Below are 19,582 nucleotides of genomic sequence, written 5' to 3' on the forward strand. Positions count from 1 at the left end.
GTGGGTTATGCAAGTTAAGCGTTTTTTCGCCGCCGATATGCGTCAGGCCATGAAACTGGTCCGTGATGAGCTGGGCGCCGACGCCGCGATTATCGGTAACCGTCGTATTGCCGGCGGTGTCGAGCTGACGGCTGCCCTGGATTACACCCCCTCGGCGCTGGCGCCGCGTGTACCGAACATGGAGCTCGAAGACGAGCTGCGCAAGACCGCTTCGCGCATCGTCTCGGCTCAGGCTGAGCTGAGCATGCGTGGCGACAGCGATACCACCACCAATCGCCAGTTGTTCGCCGGGCTGCCGCTGACCGCTGCCGAACCACTGGTTGAGCCGACCTTCGTCGAGCCGCCGCGTCCTGCCGCGCCAGCCCCGGCCGCCGCAGTTGACCAGCGTGTGTTCGACTCGATGCGCTTTGAGCTCAACGGCCTGCGCGAACTGCTGGAAGTGCAGCTCGGCTCGCTGGCCTGGACGCAGCTGCAAGGCAGCAAACCGCAACAGGCCAACCTGTGGCGTCGCCTGCAACGCATTGGCTTGTCCGGCCCGTTGTCCCGCGACCTGCTGGCCCTGACCACCGAAATCGAAGAACCCCGCCAGGCCTGGCGCATGTTGCTGGCCCACCTGGCGCGGATGATCGCTACCCCGGAAATCGAACCCCTGGAAGAGGGCGGTGTGATCGCCATGGTCGGCCCTGCCGGCATGGGCAAGACCACCACCCTCGCCAAGCTGGCAGCGCGTTATGTGCTCAAGTACGGCGCGAATAATATCGCGCTGGTGAGCATGGACAGCTACAGGATCGGCGCCCAGGAGCAGCTCAAGACGTTGGGCCGCATCCTCAATGTACCGGTGACCCACGTCGACCCGGGCCAGTCCCTGGCCAACGCCCTCGATCCGCTGCTGCGCAAGCGCGTGGTGCTGATCGACACCGCCGGCTTGCAAGCCAGCGACCCGGCGTTGCGCATGCAACTGGAAACCCTGGCCGGGCGTGGCATCAAGTCGAAAAATTACCTGGTGCTTGCAACCACCAGCCAAAAACAGGTTCTTACCGCTGCGTACCATAGCTACAAACGCTGTGGCCTGGCCGGTTGCATCCTCACGAAACTGGATGAAACCGCCAGCCTGGGTGAAGTGTTGAGCCTGGCAATCAGTCATGAATTACCGGTTGCCTACCTGACCGACGGGCCGCGGATCCCGGATGATCTTCATCTGCCGCGCCGTCATCAGTTGGTCAGCCGTGCCGTCAGCGTGCAAATGCAAGAAGAGCCTAGCGAGGAAGCGATGGCCGATATGTTCGCCGACCTCTACCACAACCCGGCAAAACGGGTCGGTTGAAGTCAGGATGAACACCGTGAAATGTACCTACATTGATGGTCTGCAAGCGATTCACGCGGCCAAGCCATGTAGCCTGCGTCTAAGCAAGACAAGGTAAAGAAATAAAATGGGCAGCATGCATCCCGTACAGGTGATCGCGGTGACCGGCGGCAAAGGTGGCGTCGGAAAGACTAACGTGTCAGTGAATTTGTCCCTGGCCCTGGCAGAGCTTGGCCGTCGCGTCATGCTGCTGGATGCTGACCTGGGGCTGGCGAACGTCGACGTTCTGCTGGGACTGACGCCCAAACACACCCTTGCCGATGTGATCGAGGGGCGCTGTGAGCTGCGCGACGTGCTGCTCCAGGGCCCTGGCGGGATCCGCATCGTGCCGGCTGCCTCCGGTACCCAGAGCATGGTGCACCTGAGCCCGGCGCAGCATGCCGGCCTGATCCAGGCATTCAGTGATATCGGCGACAACCTCGACGTGCTGGTGATCGACACCGCCGCCGGGATCGGCGAGTCCGTGGTCAGCTTCGTGCGCGCCGCGCAGGAAGTCCTGCTGGTGGTCTGCGATGAACCCACCTCGATCACCGACGCCTACGCCCTGATCAAACTGCTTAACCGTGACTACGGCATGAACCGCTTCCGCGTCCTGGCCAACATGGCCCAGAGTCCGCAGGAAGGGCGCAATCTGTTCGCCAAGTTGACCAAGGTCACGGATCGCTTCCTCGATGTCGCCTTACAATACGTCGGCGCAGTTCCCTACGACGAGTGCGTGCGCAAGGCTGTGCAAAAGCAGCGTGCAGTCTACGAAGCGTTCCCTCGTTCCAAATGCGCATTGGCGTTCAAGGCTATTGCCCAGAAGGTCGATACCTGGCCGTTGCCCGCCAACCCTCGTGGGCATCTGGAGTTTTTCGTCGAGCGATTGGTACATCAGACGAGCGCAGGACCGGTGCTATGACAGCGAATGGCTACAACGCCTACAAGAAATCTGCCCGTGACAGTCAGGGTGAGTTGATTGAGCGCTATGCGCCGCTGGTCAAGCGTATCGCCTATCACTTGCTGGCTCGCCTGCCCGCCAGCGTGCAGGTCGAGGACCTGATCCAGGCCGGCATGATCGGCTTGCTCGAAGTGTCGACCAAATACGATGCCAGCAAAGGCGCGAGTTTCGAGACGTATGCGGGTATCCGTATCCGTGGCGCGATGCTTGATGAGGTGCGTAAAGGTGATTGGGCGCCGCGTTCGGTGCACCGAAATACGCGCATGGTCAGCGACGCAATTCGTGCAATTGAAGCAAAAACCGGTCGCGACGCTAAAGATCATGAAGTTGCGGCCGAACTCCAATTGAGTCTCGACGATTATTACGGGATTTTGAACGATACCTTGGGCAGCCGCCTGTTCAGTTTCGACGACCTGTTGCAGGACGGCGAACACGAAGGGCTGCACGAGGACGGCGCGAGCGCGCATATGGAACCGTCACGCGACCTGGAAGATGAACGCTTCCAGGGTGCATTGGCGGACGCCATTGCCAACTTGCCCGAGCGCGAGCGGTTAGTGTTGGCGCTGTATTACGACGAAGAGCTGAACCTCAAGGAAATCGGTGAGGTCCTGGGGGTCAGCGAATCGCGTGTCAGCCAGTTGCACAGCCAATGCGCAGCCCGCTTGCGGGGGCGTTTGGGAGAGTGGCGAGCGCGCTGACAGGCAGTGTGGGGAGCATTGCAAAGCGATACCGCGAAGGTGATAGGCCTTCGTGGGTTCGATCCGTGGTGCCCCCGGCAGTCCTTTTTGTGTAATGCCTGTTGATTGAAATGGCGCGTCCAGGTGCTGGGCGCGTTTAAGACTGCTTGGAGGTCGAATTGGACAAGAACATGAAAATCCTCATCGTTGATGACTTCTCAACGATGCGGCGGATCATAAAAAACCTGTTGCGTGACCTTGGGTTCACAAACACGGTCGAGGCGGATGACGGCCTTACGGCGATTCCGATCCTCAACAGCGGGAGCATCGACTTTCTGGTAACAGACTGGAACATGCCGGGCATGACCGGTATCGACTTGTTGCGCCACGTGCGTGCCGACGAAAAACTGCGCAGCCTTCCCGTGTTGATGGTGACCGCCGAAGCCAAGCGTGAACAGATCATCGAAGCCGCCCAGGCCGGGGTCAACGGTTACGTAGTCAAGCCATTCACTGCACAGGCCTTGAAAGAGAAGATCGAAAAGATCTTTGAACGCATCCACGGCTAATGCCATCGCGGGGGAGCTATGGAGCATAAAGAAACGTCACAGGGAGACTTTGAGTCGACCCTGAAAAAGCATGCTCACCAGTTGGTCGACAGCCTTGAAAAAGGCCACTTCGGCGACGCGGTGCAGTTGATCCATGAGCTCAACCAGACCCGTGACCGCGGCCTGTACCAGGAAGTGGGCAAGCTCACACGCGAGCTGCACAGTGCGATCGTCAATTTTCAGATTGACCCGCACATGCCCCAGGCCGAAGAAATCTCGCAGATCACTGATGCCACCGAACGCCTGTCCTATGTGGTCAGGCTGACCGAGGCCGCGGCTAACCGCACCATGGACCTGGTGGAAAATGCCACGCCTCTGGTCAACGGCATGGCCAATGAAGCCCAGGCCCTCAGCGTTGACTGGGGCCGCTTCATGCGTCGCGAAGTCGGGGCTGAAGAGTTTCGTGAATTGGCCCGTCGGGTCGACGGTTTTCTGTCGCGCAGCGAACAGGAAAACCGCACGGTTTCCAGCAACCTCAATGACATTCTGCTGGCCCAGGATTACCAGGACCTCACCGGTCAGGTGATCAAACGTGTAACCCAGTTGGTTACCGAAGTGGAAAGCAATTTGCTCAAATTGGTGCTCATGGCTGGCCAGGTAGACCGTTTTGCCGGCATCGAACATGACCGCGAAGCGATCCTCTCTGAAAAAGATCCACAAAAACATCTCGCCAAGGGTGAAGGTCCGCAGATTCATGCCGATAAACGTGAAGACGTTGTGTCAGGTCAGGATGACGTAGATGACCTGTTATCCAGTTTAGGCTTCTAAGGAGCACCCACATGAGCTTCGGCGCCGATGAAGAGATCCTTCAGGATTTCCTTGTAGAGGCCGGCGAAATTTTAGAGCAACTGTCCGAACAACTGGTCGAGCTGGAAAGCCGACCGGATGATGCGAACCTGCTCAATGCAATTTTTCGCGGTTTTCATACTGTAAAAGGGGGCGCCGGCTTCCTCCAGCTCCATGAGCTGGTGGAGTGCTGCCACATCGCCGAGAACGTGTTCGACATCCTGCGCAAGGGTGAGCGTCACGTTGATTCGGAATTGATGGACGTGATTCTCGAAGCACTGGATGCGGTCAACGGCATGTTCAGCGAAGTTCGCGAACGTGCCCCGATCACGGCTGCCACCCCGGAACTGCTGGCCGCCCTGGCGCGCTATGCAGAGCCAGCCGACACCACGGCAGCGCCGGTGGTTGAGGCCGCGCCTGAGCCGGTGGCGGAGCCTGAAGCGGATGTGACGGACAATGAGTTCGAACAACTGCTCAACTCCCTCAGTGCCGTCAAGGCCGAAGCTGAAGCACCGGCCGCCGTTGCCCCGGCAGCGGCACCGACCAGTGAAGACATCACCGACGCCGAGTTCGAATCCCTGCTCGACCAGTTGCACGGTAAAGGCCAGTTCGCCGCCGATGCGGTGGCGCCTGTCGCGGCTGCCGAAGCGCCTGCGGCCCCGGCCAGCACCGACATCACCGATGACGAATTCGAAGCCTTGCTTGACCAGTTGCACGGCAAAGGCACGTTTGCGGTCGACGCCCTGCCGGAAGTGGCGGCAGCGCCTGCTGCTGCGGCGGCGGCTGCCAGTGCCAAGCCTGCGGACGATGGGTTGATCTCTGATCACGAATTCGAAGCGCTGCTGGATGATTTGCACGGCAAGGGCAAGTTCAGCGAAGTCGCCCCAGCGGCTGCAGTCGCCACGGCAGCACCGGCTGCTGCTAAAGCGGCTGCGCCTGCGCCTGTGGCAGCGGCCAAGCCCGCAGCCCCGGCTCCAGCTCCTGCGCGTGCGGCTGCGCCCCCACCGGCGGAAAAACCCGCCAGTGAAGCCGAAACCACCGTGCGGGTTGATACCGCGCGTCTGGACGACATCATGAACATGGTCGGCGAGCTGGTACTGGTGCGTAACCGGCTGGTGCGCCTGGGCTTGAGCAGTGGCGATGAAGCCATGCAGAAGGCCGTGTCGAACCTCGACGTGGTGACGGCTGACCTGCAAACCGCGGTGATGAAAACCCGGATGCAGCCGATCAAGAAAGTCTTCGGCCGCTTCCCGCGCCTGGTTCGTGACCTGGCGCGCCAGCTGAAGAAAGAGATCAACCTGGAACTGGTGGGTGAAGAAACCGACCTCGACAAAAACCTTGTCGAGGCCCTGGCCGACCCGCTGGTCCACTTGGTGCGCAACGCTGTCGATCACGGCGTCGAAACCCCTGAAGAACGCGAAGCCTCGGGCAAGTCCCGTGGCGGCAAGGTGATTCTGGCGGCGGAGCAAGAGGGCGACCACATCCTGCTGTCGATCACCGATGACGGCAAGGGCATGGACCCGGCGATCTTGCGCAATATCGCCGTCAAGCGTGGCGTGATGGACAAAGACGCCGCCGACCGCCTGACCGACACCGAGTGCTACAACCTGATCTTCGCCCCTGGCTTCTCGACCAAGACCGAGATCTCCGACGTGTCGGGCCGTGGCGTGGGCATGGACGTGGTGAAGACCAAGATCAGCCAGCTCAATGGCTCGATCAACATCTACTCGACCAAGGGCCAGGGCTCCAAGATCGTCATCAAGGTGCCGTTGACCTTGGCGATCATGCCGACCCTGATGGTGATGCTGGGCAACCAGGCGTTCGCCTTCCCGTTGGTCAACGTCAACGAGATCTTCCACCTCGACCTGTCGCGCACCAACGTGGTGGACGGTCAGGAAGTGGTGATCGTGCGTGATAAAGCGCTGCCGTTGTTCTACCTCAAGCGCTGGCTGGTTGCATCGGCTGCCCATGAGGAGCAGCGCGAAGGCCATGTGGTGATTCTCTCGGTGGGCACTCAGCGGATCGGGTTTGTCGTCGATCAACTGGTTGGCCAGGAAGAAGTGGTCATCAAGCCTTTGGGCAAAATGCTGCAGGGAACCCCGGGCATGTCGGGTGCGACCATTACCGGTGACGGTCGGATCGCGCTGATTCTCGATGTTCCGAGCATGCTCAAGCGTTACGCCGCACGGCGTATTTGATTCTGGCGGGGCAGGGCGGTAATGCCCGCCCCGCCTAACGGAGTGTTTATGGCAGTCAAGGTCCTGGTGGTGGACGATTCGGGTTTCTTCCGCCGCCGCGTCTCGGAAATTCTTTCCGCCGATCCAAGCATCCAGGTGGTCGGTACGGCCACCAACGGTAAAGAGGCGATTGATCAAGCCATTGCGCTAAAGCCGGACGTGATCACCATGGACTACGAGATGCCGATGATGGATGGCATCACGGCAGTTCGGCACATCATGCAACGCTGCCCGACCCCGGTATTGATGTTCTCCTCGCTGACCCATGAAGGTGCCCGAGTGACCCTCGACGCGCTGGATGCCGGTGCGGTGGACTTCCTGCCGAAGAATTTCGAAGACATCTCGCGCAACCCCGATAAGGTCAAGCAACTGCTGTGCGAGAAAGTCCACAGTATTTCCCGCAGTAACCGTCGCAGCCTGTTCAGCGCCCCAGCACCCGCCCCGGCGCCGGTAGCTGCGCCGTCTGCGCCCACCAGTTCCTCGTTCAGCCGCCCGGCGCCTGCCCCGGTTACCCGGCCTGCGCCGCCGCCGGTACGCACGTCGGCACCGGCTGCCGCCCATGCCCATTCGCCAGCGCCCAAGCGCAAGGCTTACAAGCTGGTTGCCATTGGGACTTCCACCGGTGGCCCGGTGGCCTTGCAGCGCGTATTGACCCAATTGCCGGCCAACTTCCCGGCGCCGATCGTGTTGATCCAGCACATGCCAGCGGCGTTCACCAAAGCGTTTGCCGAGCGTCTGGACAAGTTATGCCGCATCAGCGTCAAGGAAGCCGAGGATGGAGACATCCTGCGCCCTGGCCTGGCGCTGCTGGCCCCAGGCGGCAAGCAGATGATGGTCGATGGCCGTGGCGCGATCAAAATCCTTCCGGGTGACGAGCGCCTCAACTACAAGCCGTGCGTGGACATTACCTTCGGTTCGGCTGCCAAGTCCTACGGTGACAAAGTTCTGGCGGTGGTACTCACCGGCATGGGCGCCGACGGTCGTGAAGGCGCGCGCCTGCTCAAGCAGGGCGGCAGTGCGATCTGGGCCCAGGACGAAGCCAGTTGCGTGATCTATGGCATGCCCATGGCCATCGTCAAGGCTGACCTGGCCGACGCCGTTTACAGCCTGGACGACATCGGCAAGCATCTGGTGGAGGCCTGCCTCTGATGGATGTATTGAGCCTGATCGGCATCATCATGGCGTTTGTCGCCATTATCGGCGGCAACTACCTCGAAGGCGGCCACCTCGGCGCCCTGGCCAACGGCCCGGCGGCGCTGATCGTGATTGGCGGCACCGTGGGCGCTGCGTTGTTGCAGTCACCGATGAGCTCGTTCAAGCGTGCGATGCAGATCGTGATCTGGATCATCTTCCCGCCACGTGTCGACTTGGCCGGTGGCATCGACCGGGTGGTCAACTGGAGCCTCACCGCACGCAAGGAAGGCCTGCTGGGCCTGGAAGGCGTGGCCGATGCCGAGCCCGACAGCTACTCGCGTAAAGGCCTGCAGTTGTTGGTCGACGGTGCCGAGCCGGAAGCGATCCGCAGCATCCTGGAAGTGGATTTCTACACCCAGGAAAGCCGCGACATCAACGCCGCTAAAGTGTTTGAAAGCATGGGCGGCTACGCGCCGACCATCGGCATCATCGGTGCAGTCATGGGCCTGATCCACGTGATGGGCAACCTGGCCGACCCTTCGCAATTGGGCAGCGGCATCGCCGTGGCGTTCGTCGCGACTATCTATGGTGTGGCCAGTGCCAACCTGGTGCTGTTGCCGGTAGCGAGCAAGCTCAAATCCATTGCCATGCGCCAGTCCCGTTACCGCGAGATGCTGCTCGAAGGCATTCTCTCGATTGCCGAGGGCGAGAACCCGCGCTCTATCGAATTGAAGCTTCAGGGCTTCATGGATTGATGGGGAGTAATGCCAATGAGCCGTCGCCGTCGCGAGCCTGAGGAACACGTCAACCACGAGCGGTGGCTGGTGTCCTATGCGGACTTCATCACCTTGCTGTTCGCATTTTTCGTGGTGATGTACTCCATCTCGTCGATCAACGAAGGCAAGTACAAAGTCATTTCCCAGGCGCTGATCGGCGTGTTCAACGACGCCGACCGTTCGCTCAAGCCGATCCCCATTGGCGAAGAGCGGCCCAAGAGCGTGACCCCGGCCAAGCCGCTGGTCAACGACAGCGACGAAACCGCTGCCGGCGTGGGCGGCACCAGCGATCCGCTGAAAAGCATCGCCGATGACATCAGTGCCGCGTTTGGCGACCTGATCAGCTCCAACCAGATGACCGTGCGCGGCAATGAGTTGTGGGTGGAGATCGAGCTCAATTCCAGCCTGCTGTTCGCCAGTGCCGATGCGTTGCCCAGCGACCAGGCGTTCACCATCATCGACAAGGTGGCGGCGATCCTCAAACCGTTTGAAAACCCGGTCCACGTCGAAGGTTTTACCGACAATGTGCCGATCAGCACCGCGCAGTACCCGACCAACTGGGAGCTGTCCTCGGCCCGTGCCGCCAGCATCGTGCGCATGCTCGCGATGCAGGGTGTGAACCCCGGGCGCCTGGCGTCGGTGGGGTATGGCGAGTTCCAGCCGGTGGCCAATAACGCCACCCTGGAAGGCCGTGCGCGCAACCGTCGGGTGGTGTTGGTCGTCTCACGCAACCTGGATGTGCGCCGTAGCCTGACCGGCACCGGCACCGCCAATGCAACACCGGATGCGGCCTTGAGGCGCGCTGGCACACAAACTGCACCGGCCCCTGCAAAGCCGCCGGTTCGGCAGAGTGCCGTCAATTCTCCGTCACCGGCTCAATAACCTATGCAATGTCTCGGTCGCGCACGTGCCCACCGGGAGGAACCATCCGAATGAGAGTCTGGGCAGTTGCCAATCAAAAAGGTGGAGTCGGCAAGACCACCACCTCCATCGCTTTAGCCGGCTTGCTGGCCGAGGCGGGCAAGCGTGTGGTCGTGGTCGACCTCGACCCCCACGGCTCGATGACCAGCTATTTCGGTTACGACCCGGACGCGCTGGAGCACAGCAACTATGACCTGTTCCTGCACAAGGGCAGCGTGCCGAGCGACTTGCCCGGCCAACTGCTGCTGCCGACCAGTAACGAGAGCATTTCCCTGCTGCCGTCCAGCACCGCGCTGGCCACCCTTGAGCGCCAGTCGCCGGGGCAGAGCGGCCTGGGCCTGGTGATCGCCAAGACCCTGGCGCAACTGTGGCAGGACTTCGATTACGCGATCATCGACAGCCCGCCGTTGCTCGGCGTGCTCATGGTCAATGCCTTGGCGGCCAGCCAGCAGTTGGTGATCCCGGTGCAGACCGAGCACCTGGCGGTCAAAGGCCTGGAACGCATGGTCAGCACCCTGGCGATGATCAACCGCTCGCGTAAACAGGCGCTGCCGTACAGCATCGTGCCGACCTTGTTCGATCGCCGTACCCAGGCGTCCCTGGGCACGTTGCGCGTATTGCGTGACGCCTATCCGCAGACCATCTGGAACGGCTACATCCCGGTGGACACGCGCCTGCGCGATGCCAGCCGCGCCGGGCTGACGCCTTCGCAGTTCGACGGTAAAAGCCGTGGTGTGTTGGCCTACCGCGCATTGCTCAAGCACCTGCTGTCCCAGCAGCTTGTTGCGCAGGTGGCGTGATGAATCGTCCAGTCGAACTCAAGACCCGGCCGCAACTGGCACTGGAATCCTACCTGGATGCCTTGTTGCAGGAAGCCACTGCAGAAGAATTGCCGGAACCGATCCTGGTGCTGGAGCCAGCGGTAGAAGAACCGTCGTCCAGTACCCTGGATGAGTTCCAGTTGGCCGTATTGGAAGAGCAGGCGCGTGATGCCTACGTCGCGCCGGTGATCGTGCCGGTCGCCGTCCCGGTGGTCATGCCCGTCGCGCCGGTGGTGGTCGAGCCCGTGGTGGAAGTGCACCTGCCACCGAATATTACGCCGCCGCCCGTGAGCGGCGATGGTCGTCCGGCCTGGGCGGCGGAGCCTTTCGAATGCCTGCTGTTCGACGTCGCCGGCTTGACCCTTGCGGTGCCGCTGGTGTGCCTGGGCTCGATCTACTCCCTGGCCGGCCAGGAACTGACGCCGCTGTTCGGGCAACCGGAGTGGTTCCTCGGAATCCTGCCGAGCCAGGCCGGTAATCTCAAGGTGCTGGACACCGCGCGCTGGGTGATGCCCGATCGCTACCGCGACGACTTCCGCCAAGGCCTGCAATACGTGATCTCGGTGCAGGGTTACGAGTGGGGGCTGGCGGTGCATCAAGTCAGCCGCTCGTTGCGCCTGGACCCTAACGAAATCAAATGGCGCAGCCACCGGGGCCAGCGGCCTTGGCTGGCGGGCACCGTAATCGAACACATGTGCGCGTTGCTCGACGTCGCCGAACTGGCCGAGTTGATCGCCAGCGGTGCCGTCAAGTCGATGCCCGTGAACATACGCAGTTGATTGAACAATAAGGGCCGCACGCAAGTGCGGTCGACGAAGCACACACGCCGTTCGTAACGGCATTTGAAGGGGTCATGGGTATGAATAAGTCAGCATCTGCACAAGGTTTGGATGATCCGATCCTGCAATGGGTTACCTTCAAACTGGACAACGAAACCTACGGCATTAACGTGATGCGCGTGCAGGAAGTGCTGCGCTACACCGAGATCGCCCCGGTTCCAGGTGCGCCGAGCTACGTGCTGGGCATCATCAACCTGCGCGGCAACGTGGTGACGGTGATCGACACCCGCCAGCGTTTTGGCCTGGATACCGTCGAAGTCAGCGACAACACCCGTATCGTCATCATCGAAGCCGACAAGCAAGTGGTCGGGATCATGGTCGATAGCGTGGCCGAAGTGGTTTACCTGCGCCAATCGGAAGTGGAAACCGCGCCGAACGTGGGTAACGAGGAATCAGCCAAGTTCATTCAGGGCGTGTGCAACAAGAACAACGAACTGCTGATTCTGGTTGAGCTGGACAAGATGATGAGCGAAGAAGAGTGGTCGGATCTGGAGAACATCTGATTGTTCCTTGAAGCAGCAGTGATTGTCCTGGCCCTGCTGTGGGCCGGGACGCTGGCGTTTATGCTGCGCTATGTGCGCCAGCAGCGAGAATTGGCCATGCAACAGGCCGAGCGCGATGCGCTGCGCGACCGGCGCATTCTGGAGCTGGTCAAGCGGGTTGATCACTTCCAGCAAAGTGCGGTGAGGGTCGGGGATGAGGTGCATGAACTGCGCGCCATCCTCGCGCCGTTGCCGGACAAGCTGGCGCAGATTGAGCAGCGCGACCCTGCGAGCCTGTCGTTTGCCCAGGCAGCGAAGCTGGTGGGCATGGGTGCGACGGTGGATGAACTGACCCAATCCTGCGGTTTGACTCAGGCTGAGGCGCAATTGATGAGCAAATTGCACAAAAACTGAGGATTAATTTTTACACCTGAAAAACCGCTATAACCCTTGAGTTAGAGCGTTGCAATGTGACAGTCATGGCGGCCTGCAGTGGCCGCTTTTGCGAATCAAGTCACAGTGCCATGTTTTGCTGGGGCACTTTTGTGTCGTTGTGGTGACAAAGCCTGCGCATGTAGGAAGTTTCACTCACAAGGATGCGAAATGTCTCTCGTCGCTGTATCTAGAACAAAACCATCAGTTTTGCTGCAGTCGTGCGTTTCCACCTGTACTGCAGTTGGTTTGCTAGCCAGCGCGGCTGCGTTTGCGGCCGAGCCGCAAGCGCCGGCCCAGCAATTGATCCAGCAGCAACAGCGCGAGCGTGCACAACGCGAGCAGCTGGAACCGTCGCCCGACGTTCGCCTGCAAGCGCCCCAAGACACCGAAGCCAGCCTGCGCCTGCCGCGTGATGAAACGCCGTGCTTCAAGATCGACCGCGTGGTGCTCAGTGGCGACCAGGCCGAGGATTTCCAGTGGGCCCTGCGTGCCGCCAACCCGTCCGATGATCCAGTGCAAGGGCGTTGTGTTGGCGCGCGCGGGATCAACCTGACTATGAAGCGCATCCAGAATGCGATCATCGCCAAAGGCTTCATTACCACCCGCGTGCTGGCCCAGGCCCAGGACTTGAATCAGGGCACCCTGTCGCTGGTGGTGGTGCCCGGCCGGATCAAACACATCCGTTTTGCCGCCGGCACCTCGGCCCGCGCCAACTACTGGAATGCGATGCCCGCGTCCGATGGCGATGTGCTGAACCTGCGCGACATCGAACAGGCGCTGGAAAACTTCAAGCGCGTGCCCACCGCCGAAGCCGACGTACAGATCACCCCCGCCGAAGGCGCCGATGCGCAGCCAGGTGAAAGCGATGTGGTGATCGCCTGGAAGCAGGCCGTGCCCGTGCGGGTCAGCCTGTCGGTGGACGACTCCGGCAGCAAGCAGACCGGCAAGTACCAGGGCAACGTCGCGCTGTCGCTGGATAACCTGGCGACCCTCAACGACCTGTTCTACATCAGCTTCAACCACGACCTCGGCGGCGGCGAAAGCGGCGACCGTGGGTCCAAGGGCCACACCATTCACTACTCGGTGCCCTACGACTATTGGCAGTTGAGCCTGACCTCCAGCGAATACGACTACCACCAGACGATCGCCGGGGTGAACCAGGCGTATTCCTACAGCGGCCGCAGCCGGACCAATGAGGTGCAGCTGTCGCGCGTGATCTATCGCGACGCGGTGCGCAAGACCACCGTGTCCCTCGGTGGCTGGAGCCGTACCTCCAGCAACTACATCGAAGACACCGAAATCGAATTTCAGCGCCGGCGCATGGCCGGTTGGCAGGCCGGGATCAATCACCGTGAATTTATCGGTGCGAACACCCTCGACCTTGGCGTCGGCTATCGCCGTGGCACCGGTGCGCGCGATGCCTTGCGCGCGCCCGAGGAAGAAAACGGCGAAGGCACGTCGCGCTCGCAGATCATTACCGCCAACGCGCAATTGCAAGTGCCGTTCAGCGTCGGCCAGCAGAAGCTGCGTTACATCGGCGGCTGGCGCGGGCAATGGAACCGCACGCCGCTGATTCCCCAGGACCGCTTTTCAATCGGTGGGCGCTACACCGTGCGCGGCTTTGATGGCGAGCAGATTCTGTCGGCGGAACGCGGCTGGACCTTCAGCAACGACCTCGGCCTGAGCCTGGGCAACACCGGTCAGGAGCTCTATCTGGGCGTGGATTACGGCCAGGTTGGCGGGCATTCCACCGAGTACTTGCTGGGTCGCCGCCTGGCCGGTGCGGTGGTAGGCCTGCGCGGCGGCTACAAGCAGTTTTCCTATGACATCTACACCGGCAAACCTCTGGAAAAACCCAAGGGTTTCCAGACCGCCGACGTGACCAGTGGCTTCAGCGCCAACTGGTCATTTTGAAGGAGACCAGCATGTCGGATGACACCCTCGAAGTGCTCGCGCCCACGGGGCCCGACAGTCCCATCGACGAAGCCCAGGTGCTGGGTTCGGCGGTGTGGTTGTGGATGCACTCGGCGGCGCATCGCGATGCGCCATTGCACAGCCTGTCGACCCTGTTGCTGCCGGCGATCAAGCGCCGTCAGTTCATCCTGATCAGCGAAGCGGGGCGCCCGGTGTTTTTCCTGTCGTGGCTCAACCTCAGTGCCGAGGCCGAGGCGCGCTACCTGCGCGAACCAGCCGTCTGCCTGCCTGCCGCGGACTGGGACAGCGGCGACCGCCTGTGGATCAACGACTGGGTCGCGCCGTTCGGGCATACCCGACGAGTCAGCGGCCTGTTGCGACGGCGGCTGTGGCCCGGGCGGATCTTCCGTTCGCTGTACCACCGAGGCGATGAGCGCGGACTGCGCGTCATGAATTTCCAGGGTATCGCCGTCCTGGACCTGGAGGCGCAAGCCTGGTTTGCCACTCACCCGTTACCCAGCGACGCGCTCTGATCAGCCACCGCGCAAAGGACTTGCATGAATAAGCATCTGTATCGAATTGTTTTCAACCAGGCTCGCGGCCTGCTGATGGTGGTGGCCGAAAACGTCAAGAGCGCGTGCAAGGCTCCCGGCACGACCGGCGCCGTAGCGCGCCCGGGTACGGCGGTTGCCACGCTCACGCCGCTGCGGTTTGCGCTGATGCTGGGCATGGGCTGGGTCGCGCTGGCGGCGCCGGTACAAGCGCAGGTGGTGGTCGATGGCTCCGCACCGGCGGGCCAGCGCCCGACCATCGGCGCCGCCGGCAACGGCACCACGGTGGTGGATATCACCCGGCCAAGCGGCGCGGGCGTGTCGCGCAACACCTACACCCAGTTCGACGTGGACAAGCGCGGGGTGATCCTCAACAACGGCGTGACCAACAGCCAGACTCAACTGGGCGGGTGGATCGAAGGCAACCGCAACCTGGCCAATGGCAGCGCACGGGTGATTCTCAACGAGGTCAATTCGAGCAACCCTAGCCAGTTGCGCGGCTTTGTCGAAGTGGGGGGCTCCAAGGCGCAGGTGGTAATTGCCAACCCGTCGGGCATCACCTGTGAAGGCTGCGGGTTTATCAACGCCGACCGCGCGACCCTGACCACCGGGCGCGCGCAGTTCGAGAACGGCCTGATCAGCGGCTATGAAGTCTCGGGCGGCAAGGTCAGCATCGGCGGCGAAGGCATGGACACCAGCCGCGCCGACTACACCGAAATCATCGCGCGCACCGTTGAGGTGAACGCGGGCATCTGGTCCAAAGACTTGACCATCAAGGCCGGCGCCACCGGCGCGACACCGACCGACACGCCAACCGTCGCCATCGACGTGGCGCAGTTGGGCGGCATGTACGCGGGCAAGATCACCTTGGTCGGCAATGGCGCAGGCGTGGGCGTGCGCAATGCCGGGCAGATCGGCTCCAGCGCCGGTGAAGTGGTGATCGGCACCGACGGCCGGATCGAAAACCACGGCCAGATCAGCAGCGCCACCGATTTGACCGCCCGCGCCGACAAGGGCATCGACAACGACGGCACGCTGTACGCCCAAGGCAACCTGGCCGTGCACACCGCTGGTGATATCGACAACCGTGGCATCGTGTCCGCCCAGGGCAATGCCGCGCTGACCGCCACCGGCGCCAATTCGGCGATTCGCAGCCACGCAGGTTCCGCATTGGCCGCGGGCGTGGACAGTACCGGCAAGCTCGGCAGCAGCGGTTCGCTGACGCTGACCTCGGCTGGCACCTTGACCGCCAAAGGCCAGAACCTCGCCGCGCAGACCCTCAAGGCCAGCGCCGCCCAGGTCGACCTGAGTGACAGCCAGACGTCCGCCCAGACCGTTGAGTTGACCAGCACCGCCGGCAATCTCGACTTGCGTCGCAGCCGCGTCACCGCCGGCCGCGCCCTCACGGCCGACGCTAACCAGAGCGTGCTCAGCGATGCCGCACAGGTAGGCGCGGCACAGATCAGCGTGACCGCGCTGGACCTGTCCAACGTCGGCGGCAAGTGGGTGCAGACCGGCAGCAACGGTATGCAAATGACCGTCGCGCGCAGCCTCGACAACAGTGGCGGTACGCTGTCCAGCGGTGGCGCCCTCGTCGTCAGCGCTGACACCCTGAACAACGCGGATGGCCTGGTGCAGTCGGGTGGCCTTGGCGACTTATCCGTCACCGCGCGCCAGCACCTGAACAATCAGAAGGGCAAGCTGGTCACCGCCGCGCAATTGACCCTCAACGGCGGCACCCTGGACAACAGCAGCGGGCAGATCACTGCCGGCGGCGCGCTGGGGATCAAGGCCGCGCAGTTGAACAACGCCAATGGCACCGTCGCGGCCACGCAAACCTTGACGGTCAAGGCCGACAGCCTGCAGAACCAGGGCGGTACCCTCGGTTCGGTGGCCGCCGACCTGATCCTCAACAGCGACACCAGCGTGCTCGACAACCTTGGCGGGCGTCTGGAGGCAGCCAAGGCGCTGACCCTCAATGCACTCGGCCTGAACAACCAAGGTGGGGTGATCACCGGCGCGCAACTGCTGCTCAATACCCAGGGCCAGCAACTCGACAACAGTGCAGGCACCGTCAACGCCAGCGACACGCTGAGCGTCGACAGCGGCGCGTTGATCAACGACGGCGGCATCATGCAGGCCAAGTCGGACCTGCGCGTGGATACCCACGGCCAACAGCTGAGCAACCGCAATTCCGGCAGCACCGGCGGCATCCTCGGCCAGCGCGACGTCACCGTGCGCGCCGGTCAAGTGTTCAACGACCAAGGCTTTATCGGCAGCGCGCGCACCCTGGACATCAACGCCCAGCAACTGAGCAACCAGGCGGGCTTGTTGCGCGCCGACGGGCATCTGTTGCTGACCGCCGCGAGCGTGGACAACAGCGCGACCCAGGGCGCGAACCAGGGCATCAAGGGCCAGAGCGTCGATCTCGACACCGATACGCTGACCAACCGCGCTGGCTCAATCGTGTCCGACACCACGCTGAACGTGAAGGGCAGCGGCAGCGTGGACAACGACGCGGGCATCCTTTCGGCGGGCAGCGTGCTGACCCTGGCCGATCGCAACCCGGCGCAGAAAAGCCTGGCCATCAACAACGGCGCGGGCACGCTGATTGGGGGCCAGTCCGTGTTGCTCGACAGTGCCAATTACAGCGGCGCCGGCAAGGTCCAAAGCCTTGGCGACCTGACCTTCCGGTTGACTCAAAACTTCATCAACAGCGGCCTGGTGCAGAGCAACGGCGACCTGTCGCTGCAGACCGGCGGCACGATGACCAACCAGGGGGCGGTGCAGTCCGGCGCGCTGGTGCGCGTGGATGCCGGCGCTATCGACAACGGTGCCAACGGCGTGATCAGTGGGCGGCGTGTGCAGGCCAACGCGGTCAACCAATTCGACAACCGTGGCGTGGTCGACGGCGAGACGACCCGCCTCAGTGCTGCGACCCTGAACAACCTCGGTACCGGGCGCCTCTACGGTGATCATTTGTCGATCACCGCCGGTACGCTCAACAACATCCTCGAAGGCGCAACGGCGGCGACCATCGCGGCACGCAACCGCCTGGATATCGGCGCTCAGGTCATCAACAACCGTGAGCACGGACTGATCTTCAGCGCCGGCGATACGGTGATCGGCGGCTTGCTTGACGCCAACGACCAGGCCAGCGGCCAGGCACAGGTGCTCAACAATGCGAGCGCCACCGTCGAAGCGCTGGGCCATCTGAGCGTCAACGCCAAGCAGATCAACAACACCAACGAACACTTCGCCACCGACCGCGTGCTGGTGTCCAACCAAGTGCTGCAGGAGTACCTGCTGTCGGGCTCGACCAACCGTTACACGCCGGACCAGATCTCGCTGTACAACGACGAGGTGCTGCACCTGGTCACGCCGGAAGGCTACGGCACGCGCTGGAACCGCTATGACTACACGCGCAGCGTCACCGAGACGCAAATTGTCAGTTCCGACCCTGCGCAGATGCTTGCCGGTGGCAACCTCACGTTGATCGCCGACCAGGTGCTCAACGACAAGAGCCGGATCATTGCCGGGCAGGCGCTCAACGGCAGCATCGGCCAAGTGATCAACACCGAAGTGACCGGCGAACGGGTCACGGCCGACAACGGCAGCGTGGCCAATTACTATCGCATCCAGCGCAAGGGCCGTGACCGCCAGGGCGTCGGCCTGACCGGTTATACGCCGGCGCCGCTGATCGAGCAGATCTCCCTTAAACCCACGGTGTACACCGAGTACGCGGCCATCAACGGCAGCGGCACCCAGGTTGGCGCGCTGGTTCTGGCCAACGTTACCGACAGCACTGCGGGTACCGGTGAGCTGGCGGGCGCTGGCCGCACCCACGCCGTGAGCCCGATCAGTGAAGTGAAGGCACTGACCCAACTGGACGCGGCAGGCGCGGTGGAGCAGATCCGCACGGGTGGTTTCAACCCCGACCTGCCCAACAGCAGCCTGTTCCAGACCAACCCGAACAGCACCGCCGGTTATCTGGTGGAGACCGACCCGCGCTTCGCTAACTACCGCAAGTGGTTGTCTTCGGACTACATGCTCGGGCGCCTGAACCTCGACCCGGCGGCCACGCAGCAGCGTCTCGGCGACGGCTTCTACGAACAGAAGCTGATCCGTGAGCAAATCGCGCAACTCACCGGCCGGCGCTTTCTCGACGGCTACGCCAGTGATGAGGAACAGTATCGCGGCATGATCGACAGCGCCGTGACCCTGGCGGATCAGTGGAAACTGATTCCTGGTGTCGCCCTGACCGCCGAACAAATGGCGCAGTTGACCAGCGACATCGTCTGGCTGGTGTCCAAGGACGTCACGCTGGCGAGCGGTGAAGTCCGTCAGGTGCTCGTGCCGCAAGTCTATGTGCGGGTTCGCGAAGGCGATCTGGATGGCTCCGGCGCACTGATGGCCGGGCGCACGTTGAACCTTGATGTGCGCGGTGATCTGGTGAACTCCGGCAGCCTGTCCGGGCGCGATGGCGTGAACATCAGCGTGCAGAACCTCGACAACCTCGGCGGCCGTATCCAGGGCAACGACGTGGCCCTGACCGCCAGCCAGGACATCAACAACATCGGCGGCCTGATCAGCGCCAACAGCCGTCTGGCCCTGAGCGCCGGCAACGACATCAATGTGCGCTCGGTCACCACCGACAGCGAGAGCGATCAGGGCACCCGCACCGGCTTGTCGCGGGTGGCGGGGTTGTACGTGTCGGCACCGGCGGCGAACCTGATTGCCACCGCCGGCAACGATATCAACCTGCAAGCCGCGCAAGTGAGCAACACCGGCGTCGGCGGCAAGACGTCGCTGGTGGCGGGCAACGACATCACCCTGACTACAGTGAAAGAGTCCTACACCCAGTCCAACCAGTGGGATGGCGACAACTGGCGCAAGGAAGCCGGACGCAATGAAGTCGGCAGTTCGGTGCAGGCCAACGGCGATGTTCGCGTGGGCGCCGGGCGTGACGTGCAGGTGCGCGGGGCGATGGTCAACAGCGACGCGGGGGCTGTTGCTGTGAGTGCGGTGCGCGACATCAATGTCGAGGCCGGCGAGCGCTTCAACAGCGCCGACGAAGCGCACAAGGTCAAGGGCAGCAACG

Annotated in this window: 15 protein-coding genes and 1 pseudogene; all 16 read left to right on the plus strand. The window is 62.4% G+C overall.

The window, feature by feature from the left end; translation table 11 throughout:
- Window positions 1-7 precede the first annotated feature (7 nt).
- Complete coding sequence (gene flhF, locus BW43_RS11155) at window positions 8-1,324, plus strand: flagellar biosynthesis protein FlhF (protein ID WP_032887905.1); 1,317 nt, start codon at window positions 8-10, stop codon at window positions 1,322-1,324.
- A 106-nt stretch (window positions 1,325-1,430) separates the two neighbouring features.
- Window positions 1,431-2,264, plus strand: a complete 834-nt coding sequence (gene fleN / locus BW43_RS11150; RefSeq protein WP_003192912.1) for a flagellar synthesis regulator FleN — start codon at window positions 1,431-1,433, stop codon at window positions 2,262-2,264.
- Entirely contained in the window at window positions 2,261-3,001 is a 741-nt protein-coding gene (gene fliA / locus BW43_RS11145; RefSeq protein ID WP_015885174.1) for an RNA polymerase sigma factor FliA, read from the plus strand. The genes fleN and fliA overlap by 4 nt, the downstream gene beginning before the upstream one ends.
- Before the next feature lie 170 nt (window positions 3,002-3,171).
- Window positions 3,172-3,546: a chemotaxis response regulator CheY gene (locus tag BW43_RS11140; protein ID WP_160385018.1), complete on the plus strand. Its 375-nt coding sequence runs from the start codon at window positions 3,172-3,174 to the stop codon at window positions 3,544-3,546.
- A gap of 18 nt (window positions 3,547-3,564) precedes the next feature.
- Window positions 3,565-4,353: a protein phosphatase CheZ gene (locus BW43_RS11135; RefSeq protein ID WP_032887907.1), complete on the plus strand. Its 789-nt coding sequence runs from the start codon at window positions 3,565-3,567 to the stop codon at window positions 4,351-4,353.
- An 11-nt stretch (window positions 4,354-4,364) separates the two neighbouring features.
- Entirely contained in the window at window positions 4,365-6,569 is a 2,205-nt protein-coding gene (locus BW43_RS11130; protein ID WP_032887908.1) for a chemotaxis protein CheA, read from the plus strand.
- A 48-nt stretch (window positions 6,570-6,617) separates the two neighbouring features.
- Window positions 6,618-7,757 (plus strand): chemotaxis response regulator protein-glutamate methylesterase, encoded by a 1,140-nt coding sequence (locus BW43_RS11125; protein ID WP_032887910.1) that lies wholly within the window; start codon window positions 6,618-6,620, stop codon window positions 7,755-7,757.
- Window positions 7,757-8,497, plus strand: coding sequence for a flagellar motor protein (locus BW43_RS11120; RefSeq protein WP_032887912.1), 741 nt, complete (start codon window positions 7,757-7,759; stop codon window positions 8,495-8,497). Before BW43_RS11125 ends, BW43_RS11120 begins: the two co-directional genes overlap by 1 nt.
- A gap of 15 nt (window positions 8,498-8,512) precedes the next feature.
- Window positions 8,513-9,400 (plus strand): flagellar motor protein MotD, encoded by an 888-nt coding sequence (motD, locus tag BW43_RS11115; protein ID WP_032887913.1) that lies wholly within the window; start codon window positions 8,513-8,515, stop codon window positions 9,398-9,400.
- 50 nt (window positions 9,401-9,450) lie between these two features.
- A complete protein-coding gene (locus tag BW43_RS11110) occupies window positions 9,451-10,239 on the plus strand; it encodes a ParA family protein (RefSeq protein ID WP_032887915.1) in 789 nt (262 codons plus the stop codon).
- Complete coding sequence (locus BW43_RS11105; protein WP_032887917.1) at window positions 10,239-11,039, plus strand: CheW domain-containing protein; 801 nt, start codon at window positions 10,239-10,241, stop codon at window positions 11,037-11,039. Before BW43_RS11110 ends, BW43_RS11105 begins: the two co-directional genes overlap by 1 nt.
- Before the next feature lie 80 nt (window positions 11,040-11,119).
- Entirely contained in the window at window positions 11,120-11,602 is a 483-nt protein-coding gene (locus tag BW43_RS11100; RefSeq protein WP_032887919.1) for a chemotaxis protein CheW, read from the plus strand.
- Window positions 11,603-11,995: a DUF2802 domain-containing protein gene (locus tag BW43_RS11095; RefSeq protein WP_032887921.1), complete on the plus strand. Its 393-nt coding sequence runs from the start codon at window positions 11,603-11,605 to the stop codon at window positions 11,993-11,995. It begins immediately after the preceding gene.
- Between the two features lie 267 nt (window positions 11,996-12,262).
- On the plus strand, window positions 12,263-13,930 hold the full coding sequence (locus BW43_RS11090) for a ShlB/FhaC/HecB family hemolysin secretion/activation protein (protein ID WP_032887923.1): 1,668 nt from the start codon (window positions 12,263-12,265) through the stop codon (window positions 13,928-13,930).
- Window positions 13,931-13,941: 11 nt separating this feature from the next.
- A complete protein-coding gene (locus BW43_RS11085) occupies window positions 13,942-14,463 on the plus strand; it encodes a toxin-activating lysine-acyltransferase (RefSeq protein WP_032887925.1) in 522 nt (173 codons plus the stop codon).
- Between the two features lie 24 nt (window positions 14,464-14,487).
- A pseudogene (locus BW43_RS11080) lies at window positions 14,488-19,578 on the plus strand (filamentous hemagglutinin N-terminal domain-containing protein); the annotation flags it as partial.
- Between the last annotated feature and the right edge of the window lie 4 nt (window positions 19,579-19,582).

Source organism: Pseudomonas sp. RIT357 (assembly GCF_000632245.1).
In the GTDB taxonomy this organism is placed as follows: domain Bacteria; phylum Pseudomonadota; class Gammaproteobacteria; order Pseudomonadales; family Pseudomonadaceae; genus Aquipseudomonas; species Aquipseudomonas sivasensis.

What these genes read in the sequence shown, in the direction of transcription:
- flhF (WP_032887905.1), top strand. Translation starts at nt 8, where the DNA reads ATGCAAGTTAAGCGTTTTTTCGCCGCCGATATGCGTCAGGCCATGAAA.
- fleN (WP_003192912.1), top strand. Translation starts at nt 1,431, where the DNA reads ATGGGCAGCATGCATCCCGTACAGGTGATCGCGGTGACCGGCGGCAAA.
- fliA (WP_015885174.1), top strand. Translation starts at nt 2,261, where the DNA reads ATGACAGCGAATGGCTACAACGCCTACAAGAAATCTGCCCGTGACAGT.
- BW43_RS11140 (WP_160385018.1), top strand. Translation starts at nt 3,172, where the DNA reads ATGAAAATCCTCATCGTTGATGACTTCTCAACGATGCGGCGGATCATA.
- BW43_RS11135 (WP_032887907.1), top strand. Translation starts at nt 3,565, where the DNA reads ATGGAGCATAAAGAAACGTCACAGGGAGACTTTGAGTCGACCCTGAAA.
- BW43_RS11130 (WP_032887908.1), top strand. Translation starts at nt 4,365, where the DNA reads ATGAGCTTCGGCGCCGATGAAGAGATCCTTCAGGATTTCCTTGTAGAG.
- BW43_RS11125 (WP_032887910.1), top strand. Translation starts at nt 6,618, where the DNA reads ATGGCAGTCAAGGTCCTGGTGGTGGACGATTCGGGTTTCTTCCGCCGC.
- BW43_RS11120 (WP_032887912.1), top strand. Translation starts at nt 7,757, where the DNA reads ATGGATGTATTGAGCCTGATCGGCATCATCATGGCGTTTGTCGCCATT.
- motD (WP_032887913.1), top strand. Translation starts at nt 8,513, where the DNA reads ATGAGCCGTCGCCGTCGCGAGCCTGAGGAACACGTCAACCACGAGCGG.
- BW43_RS11110 (WP_032887915.1), top strand. Translation starts at nt 9,451, where the DNA reads ATGAGAGTCTGGGCAGTTGCCAATCAAAAAGGTGGAGTCGGCAAGACC.
- BW43_RS11105 (WP_032887917.1), top strand. Translation starts at nt 10,239, where the DNA reads ATGAATCGTCCAGTCGAACTCAAGACCCGGCCGCAACTGGCACTGGAA.
- BW43_RS11100 (WP_032887919.1), top strand. Translation starts at nt 11,120, where the DNA reads ATGAATAAGTCAGCATCTGCACAAGGTTTGGATGATCCGATCCTGCAA.
- BW43_RS11085 (WP_032887925.1), top strand. Translation starts at nt 13,942, where the DNA reads ATGTCGGATGACACCCTCGAAGTGCTCGCGCCCACGGGGCCCGACAGT.